Here is a 19905-nt window from a genome sequence, read left to right as displayed (position 1 = left end):
TTACTGAACCGGTAAAGTCCCTATTTCGCCAAGGCTGTCGAAAGATTTCGCGATACTGTCGTTGAACCGACTTGACCGGTTTAGGGAGTGCGCATGCTGGACGCCACACCGCTCACCGAGGGCTGGATCCTGCGACACCCCGAGAGCGCCTCGGACCCGCTTCCCGCCGTGGTACCCGGGTGCGTGCACACCGATCTGCTGGCGGCGGGGCTGATCCCGGACCCCTTTCTCGGGCGGAACGAGACCGAGGTGGCGTGGGTGGGGCGCCGGGAGTGGACGTACGAAGTGGAGCTGCCTGGCGTCGATGCGGCCGACGGGCACGACCAGACCGATCTGGTCTTCGACGGACTCGACACCGCCGCCGAGATCCGGCTCGACGGCCGGCTCCTGGGCTCCGTACGGAACATGCACCGCTCGTACCGCTTCGATGTCACCGGGGCGAGCGGCCGGCTCTCGGTGCGCTTCGCCTCCGCGTACGCCGAGGCCGAGGCGGTGCGCGAGCGGCTCGGCGACCGGCCGAACGCCTATCCGGAGCCCTTCCAGTACATCCGGAAGATGGCCTGCTCCTTCGGCTGGGACTGGGGGCCGACGCTGGTGACGGCCGGTATCTGGCGGCCCGTCCGGCTGGAGCACTGGTCGACCGCGCGGATCGCCCGGGTACGGCCGCTGGTGACGGTCGAGGGCAGCACCGGGCACGTCGAGCTGCTCGTCGACGTGGAGCGGGCGGCGGTCGAGGCGGGGCTGCGGCTTCAGGCCCGGGTGGGGGGCGTCAGCGCGGTCGCGGAGGTCGAGGGCGCCGGCGGGGTCGTACGGCTCGAAGTGCCGGGCGTCGAGCGGTGGTGGCCGCGCGGGTCCGGTGAACAGCCGTTGTACGACGTCGAGTTGGTGCTGCGGAGCGACAGCGGCGACCTTGATGTGTGGCGGCGGCGGGTCGGGTTCCGGAGCGTGGAGCTGGACCGGAGTGCCGATGAGCACGGCACCGGCTTCACCTTCGTCGTCAACGGGGAGCGGCTCTTCGCGCGCGGGGTGAACTGGATCCCGGAGGATGTCTTCCCGTCCCGGATCACCCGCGAGCGGTATCGCGAGCGGCTCACGCAGGCGGCCGAGGCCGGAGTCGATCTCGTACGGATCTGGGGCGGCGGGATCTACGAGAGCGGTGACTTCTACGACGTCTGCGACGAGTTGGGGCTGCTGGTCTGGCAGGACTTCCCGTTCGCGTGCGCGGCCTACCCGGAGGAGCAGCCGCTGCGGGGCGAGGTGGAGGCCGAGGTGCGGGAGAACGTCGTACGGCTGATGCCGCATCCCTCGCTGGTGCTGTGGAACGGCAACAACGAGAACCTGTGGGGGTTCAGGGACTGGGAGTGGGAGGAGCGGCTCGCCGGGGAGTCGTGGGGCGAGGGGTACTACCTGGGTGTACTGCCGCGCGTCGTCGCGGAGTTGGACCCGACGCGGCCGTACACGGCGGGCAGTCCGTGGTCGGGGTCGTGGGACCGGCACCCGAACGATCCGGCGCACGGCACGCACCACTCCTGGGACGTGTGGAACCGGGAGGACTACGCGGAGTACCGCGCGAATGTGCCTCGTTTCGTCGCCGAGTTCGGGTGGCAGGCGCCGCCCGCGTACGCGACGCTGCGGCGGGCGCTGGACGGGGAGGAGCTCGCCGCCGACTCCCCCGGGATGCTGCATCACCAGAAGGCGGAGGACGGGAACGGGAAGCTGGCGCGGGGGCTCGCTCGCCATTTCGCGCTGCCCGAAAGGGACTTCGACCGCTGGCACTATCTGACGCAGGTCAACCAGGCGCGGGCGGTCGCCGCCGGGATCGAGCACTGGCGGTCGCACTGGCCGGTGTGCGCGGGCACGATCGTGTGGCAGCTCAACGACTGCTGGCCGGTGACCTCTTGGGCGGCGATCGACGGGGACGGAAGGGAGAAGCCGCTGTACCACGAGCTGCGGCGGCTGTACGCGGACCGGCTGCTGACTTTTCAAGTGCGGGGCGAGGGGCTGGTGTTGGCGGCCGTGAATCAGTCGGGAGAGGCGTGGCCGGGTGAGGTGCGGCTGCGTCGGATGTCGGTCGACGGGGTGGTGATCGCCGAGACGGGGGCGGAGTTCGCGGTCGAGGGGCGGGCGGTGGCTCTCGTCGGCGTGCCGAAGGAGCTGGAGCCCGTCGGACCGAAGGAGTTCCTGGTCGCCGACACGGACGGGCTGCGAGCCCTGCATTTCGCCGCTGCGGACCGCGAAATCCCTTATGCCCGCCCCGAGTTCGAGGTCTCGGTCACACCGGGCGCGGTCACCGTGACGGCCCACACCCTCGTACGGGATCTGCTGCTCCAGGCCGACCGGCTGGCCCCGGACGCACGGGCCGACCGGGGGCTCGTCACCCTGCTCCCCGGGGAACAGGTGACCATCGGTGTCAGCGGCTGGAAGGCCGCCGACCCGGACATCGCTCGATCAGCCCTCTTCTGCCTGGAGCCCGGCCGATGACGACCCCACGCGTCACCATCAAGGATGTCGCCGCGCGTGCGGGCGTGTCCAAGGGGGCGGTGTCGCTCGCGTTCAACCAGAAGCCGGGGCTGGCCGACGCCACGCGCGACCGGATCTTCGCGGCGGCGCGGGAGCTGGGGTGGGCGCCGAACCTGGCGGCGCGGTCGCTGTCGAGTCAGCGGGTGGACGTCGTGGGCCTGGCGGTCTGCCGGCCCGCGAAGCTGCTGGGGCTCGAACCGTTCTACATGGAGTTCATCTCCGGGGTGGAGAGCGTGCTGACCGAGCGGTCCTGCGGGCTGCTGCTGCGGCTGGTGCGGAATCTGGAGGAGGAGGTGGGGCTTCAGGACGCGTGGTGGCGGGGGCGGCAGGTGAGTGGGTCGATCCTCGTCGACTTCCGCGCGGACGATCCCCGGGTGGCGGCCGCGGAACGGCTGGGGATGCCGGTCGTGGCCGTCGGGCATCCGTCGCTGACCGGGGGGCTCACATCCGTGTGGACGGACGACGCGACCGCCGTCACGGAGGCCGTGCGGTATCTGGGGGCACTGGGGCACCGGCGGATCGCGCGGGTGGGGGGTGCGGTGACGTTGGGGCACTCGGCCCTTCGTACGGCGGCGTTCGAGAGAGCGGCCGGTTCGCTGAAGCTGCTCCGGATCTGGCAGGTGGCGACCGACTTCTCGGGGGAGGCGGGGGCGCGGGCGACGCGGGCGTTGTTGACCGGCGCCGGCGGGGATCGGCCGACCGCGATCCTGTACGACAACGACATCATGGCGGTGGCGGGGCTTTCTGTGGCGGCGGAGATGGGGGTGCGCGTGCCTGAGGATGTCTCGTTGCTCGCCTGGGACGACTCGCAGCTCTGCCGGCTCACTCGGCCGACGCTTTCCGCGATGAGTCATGACGTGCATGGGTTCGGGGCGGATGTGGCTCGGACGTTGTTCGGGGTGATCGCGGGGGACGGAGACGGGGCCGGGGTGTCGCATCCGGTGGCTACGCCTGTACTGGTCCCCCGGGGGTCCACAGCGCCTGCCCCTTGATCACCGTACGGGGCCGCGGGTGCGTCGTCGCTGGTCGCGCACTTCCCCGCGCGCCTGAGGCGGCTGCGTGTAACCGGCAGTAACATGCGGAAGTCGTGTGACGTTCGCCGCTCCCCCTCCCAGGGGTGTGCAGCGCTGTTACTCGTAAGTAGCATAGGGCTGAGCGCCCGCTCAGGCGGTTGCGTATCGCAGCAGTGCCGTCCCGCACCCTGGAGGAGAGCCATCGTGCCTCGTACCGTCAAGGAAGTCGTCTTCGTCGACGGCGTCCGCACCCCGTTCGGCAAGGCGGGCCCGAAGGGCATCTACCACGAGACCCGGGCCGACGACCTCGTTGTGAAGGCGATCCGGGAGCTGCTGCGCCGCAACCCCGGTCTGGAGCCGGCGAAGATCGACGAGGTCGCCATCGCCGCGACCACGCAGATCGGTGACCAGGGCCTGACCATCGGCCGCACGGCCGGCATCCTCGCCGGTCTCCCGCAGTCCGTGCCGGGCTACTCCATCGACCGGATGTGTGCCGGCGCCCTGACCGCCGTCACCTCGGTCGCCGGTTCCGTCGCCTTCGGCGCGTACGACGTGGCGATCGCCGGTGGCGTCGAGCACATGGGCCGCCACCCGATGGGCGAGGGCGTGGACCCGAACCCCCGGTTCGTCAGCGAGAAGCTGGTCGACGAGTCCGCCCTGTTCATGGGCATGACCGCCGAGAACCTGCACGACCGGTACCCGACGATCACCAAGCGGCGCGCCGACGAGTACGCCGTGCGTTCGCAGGAGAAGGCCGCCAAGGCCTACGCCGACGGCAAGATCCAGGCCGACCTGGTCCCGATCTCCGTACGGCGTACCAACGCGGAAGCCGGTGAGACGGGCTGGGGCCTGGTCACCGCCGACGAGCCGATGCGGCCCGGCACCACCCTGGAGAACCTGTCCGGGCTGAAGACGCCGTTCCGCGTCCACGGGCGGGTCACCGCCGGTAACGCGGCCGGTCTGAACGACGGCGCCACCGCCTCGCTCATCGCCAGCGAGGACTTCGCCCGCGAGAACAACCTGCCGGTGAAGATGCGCCTGGTCTCGTACGCCTTCGCGGGTGTCGAGCCCGAGGTGATGGGCTACGGCCCGATCCCGGCCACGGAGAAGGCGCTGGCCCAGGCCGGTCTCTCCATCGAGGACATCGACCTCTTCGAGATCAACGAGGCCTTCGCCGTCCAGGTGCTCGCCTTCCTGGAGCACTACGGCATCGCCGACGACGACGCGCGCGTCAACCAGTACGGCGGCGCGATCGCGTACGGCCACCCGCTGGCCTCCTCCGGCGTCCGGCTGATGACGCAGCTGGCCCGCCAGTTCGAGGAGCAGCCGGAGGTCCGTTACGGCCTCACCACCATGTGCGTCGGCTTCGGCATGGGCGCCACGGTGATCTGGGAGAACCCGCACCACAAGGACGCCGGAGGCGACAAGTGAGCACCACTGAACTCCTGAAGGGCGCGGCGGAGCTGTTCCCCGACGAGGTCGTGACGTCGGCGCACGTACGCCACCTCGACCTGCCGTTCGGCGCCGGGCGCTTCGCGCTCATCACGCTGGACAACGGCTTCGACCACACCAAGCCGACCACCTTCGGCCCGGCCTCGCTGGCGAACCTGAACACCGCCATCGACCAGGTCGAGAAGGAGGCCGCGGCCGGCGAGATCATCGGTGCCGGTGTCACCGGCAAGCCGTTCATCTTCGCCGTCGGCGCCGACCTCAAGGGCGTCGAGATCCTCAAGGAGCACGAGCACGCGCTCGCCATCGGCAAGGGCGGCCACGAGGTCTTCAAGCGGCTGTCCGGCCTCGCCGTCCCGACCTTCGCGTACTACAACGGTGCCGCGATGGGCGGCGGTGTCGAGGTCGGTCTGCACTGCTCCTACCGGACCGTCTCCAAGGCCCTCCCGGCCTTCTCGCTGCCCGAGGTCTTCCTCGGTCTGGTCCCGGGCTGGGGCGGCTGCACGCTGCTGCCGAACCTGATCGGTGCCGACAAGGCCGTCACGGTCATCGTCGAGAACTCGCTCAACCAGAACAAGCAGCTCAAGGGCCGGCAGGTCTTCGACCTCGGGATCGCGGACGCGATCTTCGAGGGCGCGGACTTCCTGGAGCAGTCGCTGATCTGGACCGCGAACGTCCTCAAGGGTGACGTCGAGGTCGAGCGTCCCGTCATCGACCGCGGTGAGGCCTGGGACCAGGCCGTCGCGCGCGGCCGGTTCGTCGCCGACAGCAAGGTGCACGGGGCGGCCCCGGCCGCGTACCGCGCGCTGGACATCATCGAGGCCGCCAAGAACGGCGACCTCCAGCAGGGCTTCGACGCCGAGGACGTCGCCCTCGCCGACCTGATCATGGGTGGCGAGCTGCGCTCCGGTATCTACGCCTTCAACCTGGTGCAGAAGCGCGGCAAGCGTCCCGCCGGTGCGCCGGACAAGTCGCTGGCCCGTCCGGTCACCAAGGTCGGTGTCGTCGGCGCCGGTCTGATGGCCTCCCAGCTCGCGCTGCTCTTCCTGCGCCGCCTCGAGGTGCCGGTCGTGCTGACCGACATCGACCAGGAGCGCGTCGACAAGGGTGTGGGCTACGTCCACGCCGAGATCGACAAGCTGCTGCTCAAGGGCCGTGTCAACCAGGACAAGGCCAACCGTCTCAAGGCGCTGGTCACCGGTGTCCTGGACAAGGCCGAAGGCTTCGCCGACGCGGACTTCATCATCGAGGCCGTGTTCGAGGAGATCGGCGTCAAGCAGCAGGTGTTCGCGGAGGTGGAGGCGGTCGCCCCGGCGCACGCGATCCTCGCCACCAACACCTCCTCGCTGTCGGTCACCGAGATGGCGTCGAAGCTGAAGAACCCCGAGCGGGTCGTGGGCTTCCACTTCTTCAACCCGGTCGCGATCCTGCCGCTCCTGGAGATCGTCCGGGGCGAGCAGACGGACGACGCCGCGCTGGCCACGGCCTTCGGTGTCGCCAAGAAGCTGAAGAAGACCGCGGTGCTGGTGAAGGACGCCCCGGCGTTCGTCGTCAACCGCATCCTCACCCGCTTCATGGGCGAGATCCAGAACGTCATCGACGAGGGCACGTCGGTCGAGGTCGCCGAGAAGGCGGTCGAGCCGCTGGGTCTGCCGATGTCGCCGCTGGTCCTGCTCGAACTGGTCGGCCCGGCGATCGGTCTGCATGTCTCGGAGACCCTCAACAGGGCCTTCCCGGACCGCTTCACGGTCTCCCCGAACCTCGCGGCCGTCGTCAAGGCGGGCAAGCGCGGCTTCTACGTCTACTCCGCGGAGAACGGCTTCAAGCCGGAGCTGGACCCCGAGGTCGCCGCGCTCCTCAAGCAGGGCGATGTCGTCCTGGACGAGGAGCAGGTGCGGGCCCGCGTCCTGGACGCCGTCGCCCAGGAGATCGGGCTCATGCTCGACGAGGGTGTCGTCGCCGAGGCCCAGGACATCGACCTCTGCCTGATCACCGGCGCCGGCTGGCCCTTCCACCTGGGCGGCATCACGCCGTACCTGGACCGTGAGGGCGTCAGCGAGCGGGTGAACGGCAAGAAGTTCCTGGAGACCGGGGTGGCTTCGGTCCCCGCGTAACGGTCGTACCGACGTGAGGAGGGCCTCCGCTTTCGGGCGGGGGCCCTCCGCCGTGCGGGGCTCTGCCGTGCGGAGCCTCCGCCGGTGCCGTGTCGTGCTCGTCGTCAGTAGGTCCCGCCGTGGTACGGGGTCGCCGCCCCGGCCGAGACGTTCATGGCGGTGAAGGGGATCCGGGTGACCGGGGACTCGGCGCCGGAGGCGTCCACGGCGAAGACGTCGACGATGTGCGTACCCTCGCTCCAGGCCCAGCCCGACTCCCACGACCAGGCGCCGTTCGGGGCGACCCCGGCGCCGCCCAGCAGCACCCCGTTCTCCCGGAATCCGACCTGCGCGGCGCCCGTGGCGGTGCCGGTGAAGACCACCCGCGCGTCCATCACCTGCTCATGGGCCACGGGTTCCAGCACCATCGGCGCGGTCGCGCTCTGCCCCACCGTCGCCGGAACGGGGCCCCGGCCGCCCATGCCGGGCCCGGCGCTCGCCGGAGCGAAGACCCCACCCGGGCCCGCCGGTGCGGCGGCGGCGCCGCTCGGGGTGTCGACCGCGGTGAAGTTCAGCTCGACCCGCTCGCTCTGGAAGCCCGCCGCGTCCACCGAGTAGACCTTCACGGGGTGCTTGCCCTTGCTCCAGGCCCGGCCCAGCTCCCACGACCAGGTACCGTCGGGGGTGACATCGGTCTGGCCCAGATACTTGCCGTGCTCCCAGACGACCACGCGGACGGCGTTCTGGGCATAGCCCATGAACCGTACGGCGTCCCGGCCCACCTCCTCCTGGTACGCCGGGGCCGTCACCACGGGCGGCGGAAACTCCGGACCGCGCATCACCGACGTGGCCGCGAGGTAGGACGTGATGGCCGACCGGTCGCGATCGGGCTCCTCATATCCGTTGCGTACGAATCCCAGGCGCGGGGCGATCCCGTCGATCAGGAAGTTGGCGATGCCCATGAGGACCGGTACGTTGCGCCCCGCCACCTCCGTGTGGTCGGTGATGTGCGGGGAGTCGCTGTAGATGAGATTGAAGTTCTCGTACGGCTGGAAGAGGCCCAGGAAGGGCTCTATCTGGACGGGGTACTGCTGGTCCTGGGCCGCGGACACCAGATAGATGTTGGCCGTGTGGTTCCTGCCCGAGCGCAGCAGGTCGGGGATGAGCGAGTCCACGACCCGTACGTTCTCCTCCGGCACGCCCTCGCCGAGCATGTAGCGGGCGACACCGGGGTGCACGTCCCTGACATAGGTGCCGACCGAGAGCTGCGGAGCGATGGCGACGATGTTCCGGAAGCCGTATTTCAGCCCGAAGTAGAGGGCCGCGCTGCCGCCTTTCGAACCGCCCCACAGGGTGACGGAGTCCGGGGTGAGATCGAGCGAGTGCATCACCTTCGTGATGAGGGTGACGACGGACTGCTCCAGGGAGAAGTCCATCTCCCTGCACAGGTAGTAGCTGCGGTTCCCGTCGAACTTGTCGCGGATCCAGAGGACGTTCGACCGGAGCTTGTCGAACACACCGTTGGACCAGCCGTAGTCCTGGGGCGCGGAGAAGTTGGCGAAGACCACAACGAGATGACGGTTGCCTTTGGCGGCGTGGGCGAACCGGTACTCGACCGGGAACGCGCCCGAGGCCTCGATTCCCGTGAGCAGCTGTCGCCCGTTCGAAGGTGCTTTGGACATGTACGGACTCCACTCTCAGAGGTGCTTCGAAGTCGGGCGAGCTCGGTGACCGGTCAGTGCCGCCTCGGCCGGCGCGTTCGTGGCGATGGCCCCGACGGCGTCCCCGGCCGAGGGAACGCCGACGAGGCGCTCGATCCACCTGTGCGGGGCGGTGTTCGCGTCGAGCGCCTCGGGCGGGGTCGTCCACCTGCTCATGGATCCAGGTTCACCGTCATCGGACGATCACACCCTCGTAGACCCGGCCGTCGTTCAGCGAGCGGACCGGCCGCTGCTGCTGCTCCGGATGGGATTGCGCGGGCATCGAGTCCATCGGCTGTGCCTGTCCTGGCGGCGCGAACCAGTTGTGGGTGTTCCGCTGCTGGATCGGTGTGAGCGGGCGGCCCGTGTGCCGGGTGTCGACCGTGCCGACGGCCGGGGCCTTCGCGTCCTGCTGTGCCAGGTCGCCGCCCGCGATCAGGAGCCGGTCGGCGAGGCGTGCGGAGGCGTAGCCGTCGTCGAGGTCGCAGAACTCGCCCTGGAACCACCGGTAGCGCTCGGTGTAGAGCTCCTGGATCCGGTCGATCTCACTTATCGCGGTGACCAGTTGCTCCGAGCTGTACACCAGCGGGCCGGGCGCGCTCTGCTCGAAGTCGAAGTAGAAGCCGCGCAGCGTGTCGCGGTAGTGGTCCAGGTCGTAGGTGAAGAAGAGGATCGGGCGGCCGGTGTTGACGTAGTCGAACATGAGGGACGAGTAGTCCGTGATCATCACGTCGGTGATCAGGGACAGGTCGGCCATGTCCGGGTAGTCGGAGACGTCGTACACGAAGCCGTCGCCCGCCCCCGGCACCGGGTCCACCACGTTCGGGTGGCGGCGCACCATGAGCACGTGGTCGGCGCCCAGGCGGGCGCGCGCGTCCTCCAGGTCGATGCGGAAGTCGAACTTGTACTTGCCCGGTGAGTAGAACTGGTCGTCGCGCCAGGTCGGGGCGTACAGGACGACGCGCTTGCCCTCGGGCAGGCCGATACGGCGGCGGATCTCCCGCTCGCGCTGCTCCATGCCGGGTCTTCGCAGGATGTCGTTGCGCGGATAGCCGCATTCCACCATCTCGCCCGGGAAACCGAAGGCACGCTGGAGGATCGGGGTGGAGAAGCTGTTGGGCGAGACGAGCATGTCCCAGTTCTGCACCTCCTTCTCGACCCGCTCCAGATAGCGCTGGTCGGCGAAGTGGATGGCCTCGATGTCGTGGCCGATCTTCTTCAGCGGAGTGCCGTGCCAGGTCTGGACGACGACCTGGCCGTCCCGCTTCTCGAACCAGTCGGGAAGGTGGTTGTTGGCGACGACGTACCCGCTCCTGGCCAGCGCGTCGTACCACTGCGGCGACCACATCCGCACCGGTGTGGCCGTCTCGGGCACGTCGACCTGGTCGTCGCGCACGACCCACAGGTGTTCGAGGTCGACGCCGCGCCGCACCAGCTCCTCGTGCAGGGCGCGCGGACTGTCGGAGTACTGGGTGCCCTTGAACGCGTCGAAGAGGATCGCGGGACGGACCGGCTTGCGGCGGGCGGCGGGGTAGGCCTTGGTGCGCAGGATCTTCTGGCGGTACGGGCCGCGGGCGTGATCCGGCATGGCGGAGTGGACGAGCAGCGAGAGGCGGTCGTACGCCTCTGCCTGGAGCTCGTAACGGCGCTCGTTCTCCTCGTAGTCCTGCGGGAACGCGGGGATGAGGTCTTGTTCGATCTTGACCATGAGGTCTTCGAGCGTTTCCTCGCGGGTGACCGCGGAGAGGTCCTGGCGGCGGAGGAAGAAGTCCCAGCGGCCGGCCGCGAGCGGCACATCGCCGGCGAGCGTCCGCATGGCGGCCGGGGTCAGTACACAGCGGAACTGGTCCCGGTCCCAGGCCAGGGGCACGTCGCGTTCGGCACCGTGCGCGCGAGAGCGCACCACGAGGTGAGCGGCGCGGTACTCCGCCGCCGAGAGCTGATCGGCGGCCACGTACCGGCCCTGGATCTCCAGCGAGCCGTCCTCCTGCCAGGCGAAGCGGGTCGCGGTGGGCAGGGTCGCGCGCTCGAAGAGCACGAGGTAGCCGGAGCCGTTGCGGTGCACGACGACCTGGCGGTCGCCCTCGCTGGTCTGCAGTGCGGCGGGCACGCGGTAGTGGCCGTCCTGGGTGTCCTCCGCCATGACGGGATAGATCGCCGTCTTGCGACCCTCGACGTGGAAGGTGGTCCGCCAGCCGTTGCTGCCCATGCTCCAGGACTTCGGGATCTCCGCGCCGGACTTGGCCTCGGCGCGGAAGCCGGGTACCAGCTCACGCAGCGGGATCCGGGTGGTGAAGGTCCACCACCCTTCACCGCCGGGGGTGAAGCGGACCCACGAATCGTGCCGTCCCGCCCCGTTCATGCTGGCGACGCGCAGCTTGCCCCACTCGGGCTCCTTCGGCCCCAGGTAGACGCCGCGCAGCTCCAGTGTCTCGCCGACGACGCGGTGCCCGGTGATCCGGCAGCGGACGGTCTCCACGCGTAGCTTCAGCTTGCCCTGCAGGAACAGCGGCAGGACGCGGGTGTTCTTGTCGACATAACGGTACGGCGGGTTGGCCGCACTGCCGGAGCCGCCCCGGTCGATGCCCCGGTAGCGGAACAGCCCCCGGCTGAAGACGCCGGCGGCCACGTCCCAGGTCCCCTCGGCCCACTGCCCCTTGTGCTTGAGGCGGGTGATGTCGATACGGCACTCGAAACCGGCCCAGTCGTAGCAGTAACGATTCTGGTTGGACTGCTCGGTGGCCTGCGGGGCGTAGGTGGTCTTCGCCGTGGTGAGCAGCATCCGGCCCTGCTTCTTGTTCCGCAGGGCGATGGCCTTGGTCGACATGTGGCGTCGGTGCACGTTGATGAAGCGCACGTACGCGCTGCCGGTGAGGGTGAGCATGTCGGCGGTGTGCCAGCGCGCACCGGTGAGCGAGCCGTGGAGCGAGAACTCCTTGTCGAGCCGGTAGGCCTTCTTGTCGAGACCCACTCCTCGGTCGCCGAGGTAGGGGTACTTGAGGTAGCGGCGAAAGCGGCGCTGGACCGGCATCGGGCCGCCCTTGCGCTCGAACTCGATGACGTCGAGCAGCTCGTCCATGCGGCCCTCACGCACGAGGAGCCACTTGACGCGGGAGTCCGCCGGGAGTTCGTCGATGATGTCGGGGTCGGCCTCGTCCAGGAACTCGTTGGCCCAGTCCATGAAGGCGTCCTGGTACTCCTCGTCCGCGTCCGGCAGCACCTTCAGATGGAGCAGCAGGTCGGACTTCAGACAGGCGAGGTCGTACTTGCGCTTGCTCTCGACGTACGTACGGGAACGGCGTTCGCCGAGGAAGCGGCTCACCGACCGCACGGCGGCGACCCGGTCCCGGAGATTGGAGAGCTCGGTGTGCCGCTGGGTGATCGAGGGGGCCGCCCCGCCCTCGCGGCGCCGCCAGAAGTAGACGATGTCCGTGATGACGTCGACCTTGTCGGCACGGAAGTGGGCGAACATGTTGACCCACGAGTCCTCGTAGAGGACGCCTTCGGGGAACTGGATGTAGTGGTAGTCCCAGAAGGACCGCCGGAACAGCTTGTTCCAGACGGTGCGGTCGTAGATGAGCGCCTCGAACTTGGTGATGTGCGTACCGCGGCGGTTCTTCTGCATCGGGCTCTTGTGCAGCGGGGACTGCCACTTCTTGGAGGAGTTCATCATCTGCACGTTGCCCGAGACGAAGTCCGAACCGGACTCCTCCAGGGTGCGGACCAGCAGCTCGTAGGCGTACTCGGGAATGACGTCGTCGCCGTCGACGAAGGCGAGGAACTCACCTTCGGGATGCATGGCGCGGATGCCGACATTCCTGGCATGCCCGGGTCCGTACGATTCCTGACGGATCACCCGAAAACGTCGGTCCCTGGCGCAGAACTCCGCCGCGATCTCGGGGGACCTGTCGGTCGACCCGTCGTCGACCAATATCACCTCGAAGTCACCGAAGGACTGGCGCGCGATCGATTCCAGACACTCGGCCAGGTAGACCTCGACATCCTGAAATGGCACGACAACACTCAGACGCGGCCGTTCCACCAAGCCCCCCGCTCCCACCCTGACATTTCACCTATCCGGACAAACCGGCCAGGTTCCTCCGGACACCCCGTATCTGCGCGGCATCGCCCGGCCCAGGCCCCCTTGCCTCCGAGCACCGCCAACCCCGTGACATCGTTCGCCACTCCAAAGAATGTCCGATACACACACCACAGGATCACCACATCTTATGTCCACCTTAAGGGTGGTCAAGTGCTCGTAATGTGTTGTTAATCGCGTTCTTGGGCTACAGTTCGCGCTTCTTTGACCCATGCCTATAGTTGCGCCACTGGACGGAAGACATCGGTGGGCCGGCCTCCCCCCACCCGGGCCCCATCACTCCGCTGCGCGGAGCCCGTGAGGAGAGGGACCGAACACCATGACGCACAGCGCGACCACCGAGCCGCGGCGTGCCCGGCGAGCCGCTCCCGGCGGCCGAGGTCAGTCCGGGGGCGCCGGCCGACGCCGGCGGCGGGAGCGCGGCAAGCGCCGGTGGGGCCGAATAGTGCTGCTGGTCCTCGCGGTTGTGCTGCTGGGCGCGGGAGGTACCGGCTACTGGCTCTACAGCAGCCTCGACGGCAACATCGAGGGCGTCGACCTGGACAAGGCCATCGGTGACGACCGGCCGGAGAAACTTCCCACCTCGGGCCAGAACATCCTCGTGCTGGGCTCCGACTCCCGCTCGGGCGACAACGCGTCGCTGGGCACGGGCAACGTCTCGGGAGCGCGCTCCGACACCGCCCTGGTGATGCACATACCCGAGGGCCGCACGAAGGCCGTCGCCGTCAGCATCCCCCGCGACACACTGGTGACCCGCCCCGAGTGCACCAAGTCCGACGGCTCCACGCTCGCCTCGGCGAAGCGCGTGATGTTCAACTCCGTCTACTCGCTCGCCGGTCCGGCCTGTGTCGTCAAGACCGTGGAGCAGATGTCCGGCGTCCGGATGGATCACTTCGTGGAGATCGACTTCGCCGGGTTCAAGGGGCTCGTCGACGCGATCGGCGGTGTGACGGTCACCACCGACAAGGCCATCGAGGACGAGTCCAGCGGCCTCGACCTGGAAGCGGGCACCCACAAGCTGGACGGCACCGAATCCCTCGCCTTCGTCCGCACCCGGCACGGCGTCGGCGACGGCAGCGACCTCGGCCGCATCGGCCTGCAGCAGCAGTTCATGGTCGCCCTGCTCTCCGAGATCCAGGAGCAGGACCTGCTGGGCAGCCCCACCAAGGCGTACAAGATCGCCAACAGCCTCACCGAGTCGCTCACGACCGACTCGGAGCTCGACTCCCTGAGCCAACTGGCCACGTTCGCCCGCAGCATGAACGGCGTCGACCCGGCCACCATGGAGACGATCATGCTTCCGGTGGCCTACGACAAGACGGACCCCAACCGGGTGGTCGCGGCGGAGCCGCAGGCGACGACCCTGTGGAAGGCGATCCGTACGGACTCGGCGATTCCCGAGTCGGCCAAGAAGTCGCCCGCCACGGGGGGCTGAGCGACAGGTCGAGCATCTGGGGGCCCCTGCCCGAACCGGCGGCGGCCCCGGCTCACCGACCCGCGGATCATGCGCGGCTCGACGACCGGCTCAGAGCCGCTGCCACTCCCCGAGGGTCAGCCCCGAGGTCTCGTCCTGGCGGGCCACCCGCGGTACGCCGTCCGGATCGATCAGCGCCATGACCACGCGGCCCCGGCCGTCCCGGGTCAACGCCGGAGCGCCCTGGCAGAGTTCGGGCAGGGCGTACCACCAGAAGCCGTCGGCCTCGTTCTCGGTCCCGCCCAGGCCGAGTACGACCGCGCCGTCCTGTCCCCGGTAGGCGAGCACCACGCAGTCGTAGCCGTCGAGCGAGGTGCGCAGCGCCGCGTACGGCCTCTCGGCGGGCGACGCCCCCAGCGCGGTGGGCCAGCCGCCCGGCCGCCAGGCGGCGGCGGAGCCCTCGGCGGCGTCCGTCCAGAAGAACGTGGCCCGGTCCGGCCCTGTCTCCACAGCCGCGACCGTGCCGGGCTGTGGCCGCAGCGAGAACCCGCGCGGCGCCTCGAAGGCGCCGCCCACCGCCGGCTGCCGCCAGAGCAGCACTCCGGTCCGCGCCGCGGCGCAGACCTCGATCCGGCCGTCGGCGAGGGCGACCGGCGCGGGCAGTCCCTCGACGCCGTTTCCGGCCAGATCCTCCCAGGCCCGCCACTTGCCGTTCGGCGCCTCGCGGCGCGACGCCAGAGCGTGGTCGGCGTTCCGCGCGAAGACGTGCACGGTTCCGTCGGAGGCGATCGCACCCACCGGCGCGCTCAGATCCCGGCCCTGCTCGCGGTCCTTGTGCGGGTTGCCCAGCGAGCGCCAGTCGGTGACGGCGAGACCCGTCTGGTACTGGATGGCGTGCACGATGTCCACGCTCTTCGCCCCGTCGGCGCCGGTACGCTCACGGCGGCCGAGGAAATGGACATATCGATCGGCGCCCTGGACCACCGTCAGGTCGGTCAGACCGGCCACGGCCACGAAGTGCGGCCCGCTCCAGTCCGTCCCGCCCGGACGCGCCTCCGTCCAGCGCAGCACTCCGCCGTCTGTGGGCGCGTACAGACTGAGCCGGTCGTCCTTGCCGGAGGTGAGCCAAGTGCCGTGGGCCGCTCCCGAGGCGAGATGGCGGCGGTCCGTCGTCCCCGTGGCCCCGGCCGGGCGGGCAGCGCCGGTGGAACCTGCCGACCTTCTCCGCATGGCCTGGCGTCCCTTCCGAAATCCACCGCGTCATGGACATGCATGCACACGGGACCTTGAATTCTCGGCACATCATATGCCGCTCGTTCACCAGTTCCCTCGGGCCCGGTCGCCCGGTCGCGCTCTCGCCGGGCGCCTGGTCGTGGCCGTCGCGGCCGGTCGGCGACACTGGACGGGACGCGGCACGACCCAGGAGGCAGCACCGTGACGACACTCGTGATCATCGACGCCGCCAACGTCATCGGCTCCGTCCCCGACGGCTGGTGGCGCGACCGGCGGGGCGCTGCGGAGCGCCTGCGCGACCGGCTCGCCCGGGACGGGGTGCCCGGCCGCGACGAGCCGGTCGAACTCGTCATGGTCGTCGAGGGCGCCGCCCGCGGCGTGGCTGCGGTGCCGGGCGTACGGGTCGACGCGGCCCCCCGCAGCGGTGACGACCGCATCGTGGAACTGGTTGCCGAGGAGGGCCGCGACCGCGCCTGCCTCGTCGTCACCGCCGACCGTGAACTACGGCGCAGGGTCGGAGAGTTGGGCGCTGAGGTGGCCGGCCCGCGCACGGTGCGGGGGGACCGCTGAGCCGGCGGGCACGCTAGGGGGCGTCGCGGCCCGGTGGCTTGAGGACCTCGTCCACGCCGGTCTCCTCGTGGCGTCCGAGCCGGCTGTGCGAGCGGCCGTAGGCGAAGTAGACGAAGAAGCCGAGGACCATCCAGAAGGCGAAGCGGAGCCAGGTCTCGGTGGGCAGGTTGAGCATCAGCCACAGGGAGGCGCACACCGAGAGGATCGGGACGAACGGGACCCACGGGGTGCGGAACGCCCGGTGCAGGTCGGGGCGGGTGCGGCGGAGGATGGTCACGCCGATCGCGACGACCACGAAGGCGAACAGGGTGCCGATGTTCACCAGCTCGGCGAGCTCGCTCAGCGGTGTGAACCCCGCGAGGACCGCGATGATCACACCGAGCAGGATGGTCGGCCGGTGCGGGGTCTTGAACCGCGGGTGGACGTGGGAGAAGAAGCGGGGCAGCAGTCCGTCGCGGCTCATCGCGAAGAACACCCGGGTCTGGCCGAGCAGCAGGATCATGCACACCGTCGTCAGGCCGACGGCGGCGCCGAAGCTGATGAAGCCCGCGAACCACGGGTGCCCGGTGGCCTTGAAGGCGTCGGCGAGCGGCGCGGTCACGGACAGCTCGGTGTAGTTCTGCATGCCGGTCACCACGATGGACACAGCCACATACAGGGTGGTGCAGATGAGCAGGGAGCCGAGGATGCCGCGGGGCATGTCGCGCTGCGGGTTCTTCGTCTCCTCGGCGGCCGTGGCGACGACGTCGAAACCGATGAACGCGAAGAAGACGACGGACGCGGCGGTGAAGATGCCCATCACACCGAAGTTGGAGGGCGCCCAGCCGAACATCAGCTGGATCAGCGGCGACTGGAGACTGTCGCCCGCCGGCACCTCCTGCGCCCTCGGCACGAACGGGTCGTAGTTGTCGGCCTTGCTGAAGAAGGCGCCCGCGACGATCACGGTGAGGACGACCGTCACCTTGATGGCGACGACGATCGAGGTGACGCGCGCGGAGAGCTTCGTGCCCAGCACGAGGACGGCGGTGAGCACCAGGACCAGCGCGGCGGCGAGGATGTCGAAGCCGAACCCGTCCGCCCCGTCCCTCGTACCGAGCGCGGCCGGCAGCTCCCAGCCCGCGTTGTCCATCAGCGAATGGATGTACCCGGACCAGCCGACGGCCACCACCGCCGTCCCGAGCGCGAACTCGAGGACCAGGTCCCAGCCGATGATCCAGGCGGGCAGTTCGCCGAGCGAGGCGTACGAGAAGGTGTACGCGGATCCGGCGACCGGGACCGTGGACGCGAACTCCGCGTAGCACAGGGCGGCGAGCGCGCAGACGACACCGGCCACGACGAAGGCGAGGGCGACGGCGGGACCGGCGTTGTTCTTGGCCACCGTGCCGGTGAGGACGAAGATGCCGGTGCCGATGATGACACCGACGCCGAAGACCGTCAGATCCAGCGCGGACAAGGATTTCTTGAGCGCGTGTTCTGGTTCCTCGGTATCGAGGATGGACTGCTCGACCTTCTTCGTCCGGAAGAGTGTGCTGCTCACGGGCCTACCTCCCACACTTGGCGTCCTCGACATGATCGAGAGGGGGCGATGGGGGTCCCCCGGTCGAGCGAAGCCGAGACTGGGGAGCGTGTGCCCCGGCGCGAGCGGTTTCACGCGAATGGGCCGGTCCCACCACCGCAAAGGATGGCGAAACCGGCCCTGACGGCCCAACTCATTGCGTCAGTCGCGCGCGGGCTCCACCTCGGAGGGAGTGTCTTCGAGGCGGCCGTCGAGCTTGGAGACGAGCCCGGTGACCTGGCGGGCGATGTCGGGCGCGGTGAGCCCGATCTCCGCCATCACCTCGGCGCGGGAGGCGTGGTCGAGGAAGCGCGGCGGGATGCCGAAGTCGCGCAGCGGGAGGTCGACACCGGCGTCGCGGAGCGCCTGGGCGACGGCCGAACCGACGCCGCCGACACGGGAGTTGTCCTCGACGGTGACGACCACGCGGTGCTTGTCGGCGAGCGGGGCCATGTGCTCGTCGACGGGCTTGACCCAGCGCGGGTCGACGACGGTCGTGGTGATGCCCTGCTTGTCGAGCAGGCCGGCGATCTCCAGGCACATCGGCGCGAGGGCGCCGACGGAGACGAGGAGCACGTCCGGGGTGTCGGTGCCCGGCTCCCGCAGTACGTCCATGCCGCCGACGCGGCCCACGGCCGGTACGGCGGGTCCGACGGCGCCCTTGGAGAAGCGCACCACCGTCGGCGCGTCGGTGACCTCGACCGCCTCGCGCAGCTGGGCGCGCACCTGGTCGGCGTCGCGCGGCGCGGCGAGCCGCAGCCCGGGCACGACCTGGAGGATCGACATGTCCCACATGCCGTTGTGCGAGGCCCCGTCGGTGCCGGTGACACCGGCCCGGTCGAGGACGAACGTCACACCGCACTTGTGCAGGGCGACATCCATCAGCACCTGGTCGAAGGCGCGGTTGAGGAAGGTGGCGTACACCGCGAAGACCGGGTGCAGACCGCCCGCGGCGAGGCCGGCCGCCGACACGGCGCCGTGCTGCTCGGCGATGCCGACGTCGTAGATGCGGTCCGGGAAGGAGTCCGCGAACTTCTTCAGACCGACCGGCTGAAGCATCGCCGCCGTGATCGCGACGATGTCCTCGCGCTCCTTGCCGAGCCGGACCATCTCGTCGCCGAAGACGGAGGTCCAGTCGGCGCCCGAGGCCTTCACCGGCAGGCCGGTGTCGGGGTGGATGGGGCCGATGCCGTGGAAGCGGTCCGCCTCGTCCTGGAGGGCGGGCTGGTAGCCGCGGCCCTTCTCGGTGAGGCAGTGCACGATGACCGGCCCGCCGAACCGCTTGGCGCGGGCGAGCGCGGACTCCAGGGCCTCGATGTCGTGTCCGTCGATCGGCCCGACGTACTTGAGCCCCAGGTCCTCGAACATGCCCTGCGGGGCGATGAAGTCCTTCAGCCCCTTCTTGGCGCCGTGCAGCGTCTCGTAGAGGGGCCGGCCCACGACGGGCGTCCGCTCCAGCAGGTCCTTGCCCCGGGCCAGGAACCGCTCGTACCCGTCGGTGGTCCGCAGGGTGGCCAGGTGGTTGGCGAGCCCGCCGATGGTCGGCGCGTACGACCGCTCGTTGTCGTTGACGACGATGACCAGGGGGCGGTCCTTGGCGTCGGCGATGTTGTTGAGCGCCTCCCAGGCCATACCGCCGGTGAGGGCGCCGTCGCCGATGACCGCGACCACGTGGTCGTCGCGTTTGAGCACCTCGTTGGCCTTCGCCAGGCCGTCGGCCCAGCCGAGGACCGTGGAGGCGTGGCTGTTCTCGATGACGTCGTGCTCGGACTCGGCCTGCGAGGGGTAGCCGGACAGGCCGCCCTTCATCTTCAGCCTGGAGAAGTCCTGGCGGCCGGTCAGCAGCTTGTGGACGTAGGACTGGTGGCCGGTGTCCCACAGCACCTTGTCCTTGGGCGAGTCGAAGACCCGGTGCAGCGCGATGGTGAGCTCGACCACGCCGAGGTTCGGGCCGAGATGACCGCCGGTCTTTGACACCGCCTCGACGAGGAAGGTCCGGATCTCCTCCGCCAGCTGGTCCAGCTGCTCCAGGCTGAGCCGGTCCAGATCGCGCGGTCCCCTGATGCGGGTCAGCAGCGGCACCCGTGCCTCCTTGCGATAGTGCTGTTCGAGCGTTGCCGGGCTCGTCGAAGTCTAATTCTTCCGCGTTCGCGCCCGACCCCCGGGCCGGTGGGTCCCGCATCACGCGAATGGCCGTAGACCATCCTGCGCAGACGTACCCGTACGAAACGTCCGACAACAAAGAGAAGTGCCCGGCGC

12 protein-coding genes are annotated in these 19905 nt (G+C 69.6%); 6 read left to right on the top strand and 6 right to left on the bottom strand.

What is annotated here, in order from left to right; all coding sequences use genetic code 11:
* The first annotated feature begins 93 nt into the window (after nt 1–93).
* From I8N67_RS31975 to I8N67_RS31960, 4 genes are all read left to right on the top strand, one after another.
* Nucleotides 94–2481 (top strand): glycoside hydrolase family 2 protein, encoded by a 2388-nt coding sequence (locus tag I8N67_RS31975; protein WP_200307739.1) that lies wholly within the window; start codon nt 94–96, stop codon nt 2479–2481.
* Entirely contained in the window at nt 2478–3512 is a 1035-nt protein-coding gene (locus I8N67_RS31970; protein WP_200307738.1) for a LacI family DNA-binding transcriptional regulator, read from the top strand. Before I8N67_RS31975 ends, I8N67_RS31970 begins: the two co-directional genes overlap by 4 nt.
* 225 nt (nt 3513–3737) lie before the next feature.
* Complete coding sequence (locus tag I8N67_RS31965) at nt 3738–4964, top strand: thiolase family protein (protein WP_200307737.1); 1227 nt, start codon at nt 3738–3740, stop codon at nt 4962–4964.
* Nucleotides 4961–7096: a 3-hydroxyacyl-CoA dehydrogenase NAD-binding domain-containing protein gene (locus I8N67_RS31960; protein WP_200307736.1), complete on the top strand. Its 2136-nt coding sequence runs from the start codon at nt 4961–4963 to the stop codon at nt 7094–7096. Before I8N67_RS31965 ends, I8N67_RS31960 begins: the two co-directional genes overlap by 4 nt.
* A gap of 104 nt (nt 7097–7200) precedes the next feature.
* Here I8N67_RS31960 and I8N67_RS31955 read toward each other — a convergent pair whose 3' ends face one another.
* From I8N67_RS31955 to I8N67_RS31945, 3 genes are read right to left on the bottom strand one after another with little or no spacing between them, the layout of a single operon-like run.
* Nucleotides 7201–8757: a hypothetical protein gene (locus I8N67_RS31955; protein ID WP_200307735.1), complete on the bottom strand. Its 1557-nt coding sequence runs from the start codon at nt 8755–8757 to the stop codon at nt 7201–7203.
* 15 nt (nt 8758–8772) lie between these two features.
* Nucleotides 8773–8952 (bottom strand): hypothetical protein, encoded by a 180-nt coding sequence (locus I8N67_RS31950; protein ID WP_200307734.1) that lies wholly within the window; start codon nt 8950–8952, stop codon nt 8773–8775.
* 16 nt (nt 8953–8968) lie between these two features.
* Nucleotides 8969–12817, bottom strand: a complete 3849-nt coding sequence (locus I8N67_RS31945; protein ID WP_307835431.1) for a bifunctional glycosyltransferase/CDP-glycerol:glycerophosphate glycerophosphotransferase — start codon at nt 12815–12817, stop codon at nt 8969–8971.
* 376 nt (nt 12818–13193) lie between these two features.
* Here I8N67_RS31945 and I8N67_RS31940 point away from each other — a divergent pair, with 376 nt between their 5' ends.
* The gene (locus tag I8N67_RS31940; RefSeq protein ID WP_200307732.1) at nt 13194–14309 is read left to right on the top strand and encodes an LCP family protein; all 1116 of its coding nucleotides are present in this window, start codon (nt 13194–13196) and stop codon (nt 14307–14309) included.
* Between the two features lie 90 nt (nt 14310–14399).
* Here I8N67_RS31940 and I8N67_RS31935 read toward each other — a convergent pair whose 3' ends face one another.
* Nucleotides 14400–15518, bottom strand: coding sequence for a DUF8189 domain-containing protein (locus I8N67_RS31935; protein ID WP_200307731.1), 1119 nt, complete (start codon nt 15516–15518; stop codon nt 14400–14402).
* Between the two features lie 204 nt (nt 15519–15722).
* On the opposite strand from I8N67_RS31935, the gene I8N67_RS31930 reads away from it, so the two are divergent.
* Entirely contained in the window at nt 15723–16091 is a 369-nt protein-coding gene (locus I8N67_RS31930; protein WP_200307730.1) for a PIN domain-containing protein, read from the top strand.
* Between the two features lie 13 nt (nt 16092–16104).
* On the opposite strand, the gene I8N67_RS31925 is transcribed toward I8N67_RS31930, so the two are convergent.
* Both I8N67_RS31925 and dxs read right to left on the bottom strand, forming a co-directional pair.
* Nucleotides 16105–17628 carry an amino acid permease gene (locus I8N67_RS31925; RefSeq protein WP_200307729.1) on the bottom strand — a complete coding sequence of 508 codons (1524 nt, stop codon included), beginning with the start codon at nt 17626–17628 and terminating at the stop codon, nt 16105–16107.
* A gap of 180 nt (nt 17629–17808) precedes the next feature.
* Nucleotides 17809–19728 carry a 1-deoxy-D-xylulose-5-phosphate synthase gene (dxs, locus tag I8N67_RS31920; protein WP_200307728.1) on the bottom strand — a complete coding sequence of 640 codons (1920 nt, stop codon included), beginning with the start codon at nt 19726–19728 and terminating at the stop codon, nt 17809–17811.
* Nucleotides 19729–19905 lie beyond the last annotated feature (177 nt).

Source organism: Streptomyces adelaidensis, assembly GCF_016598475.1.
In the GTDB taxonomy this organism is placed as follows: Bacteria; Actinomycetota; Actinomycetes; order Streptomycetales; family Streptomycetaceae; genus Streptomyces; species Streptomyces adelaidensis.
Note: the sequence above shows the minus strand (reverse complement) of the source record. Positions and strands in the feature narration are given on the sequence as shown.

Bases quoted from the DNA above. Each gene is read 5' to 3' on its own strand.
- I8N67_RS31975 (WP_200307739.1), top strand. From the start codon at position 94: ATGCTGGACGCCACACCGCTCACCGAGGGCTGGATCCTGCGACACCCC.
- I8N67_RS31970 (WP_200307738.1), top strand. From the start codon at position 2,478: ATGACGACCCCACGCGTCACCATCAAGGATGTCGCCGCGCGTGCGGGC.
- I8N67_RS31955 (WP_200307735.1), bottom strand. From the start codon at position 8,757: ATGTCCAAAGCACCTTCGAACGGGCGACAGCTGCTCACGGGAATCGAG.
- I8N67_RS31950 (WP_200307734.1), bottom strand. From the start codon at position 8,952: ATGAGCAGGTGGACGACCCCGCCCGAGGCGCTCGACGCGAACACCGCC.
- I8N67_RS31940 (WP_200307732.1), top strand. From the start codon at position 13,194: ATGACGCACAGCGCGACCACCGAGCCGCGGCGTGCCCGGCGAGCCGCT.
- I8N67_RS31935 (WP_200307731.1), bottom strand. From the start codon at position 15,518: ATGCGGAGAAGGTCGGCAGGTTCCACCGGCGCTGCCCGCCCGGCCGGG.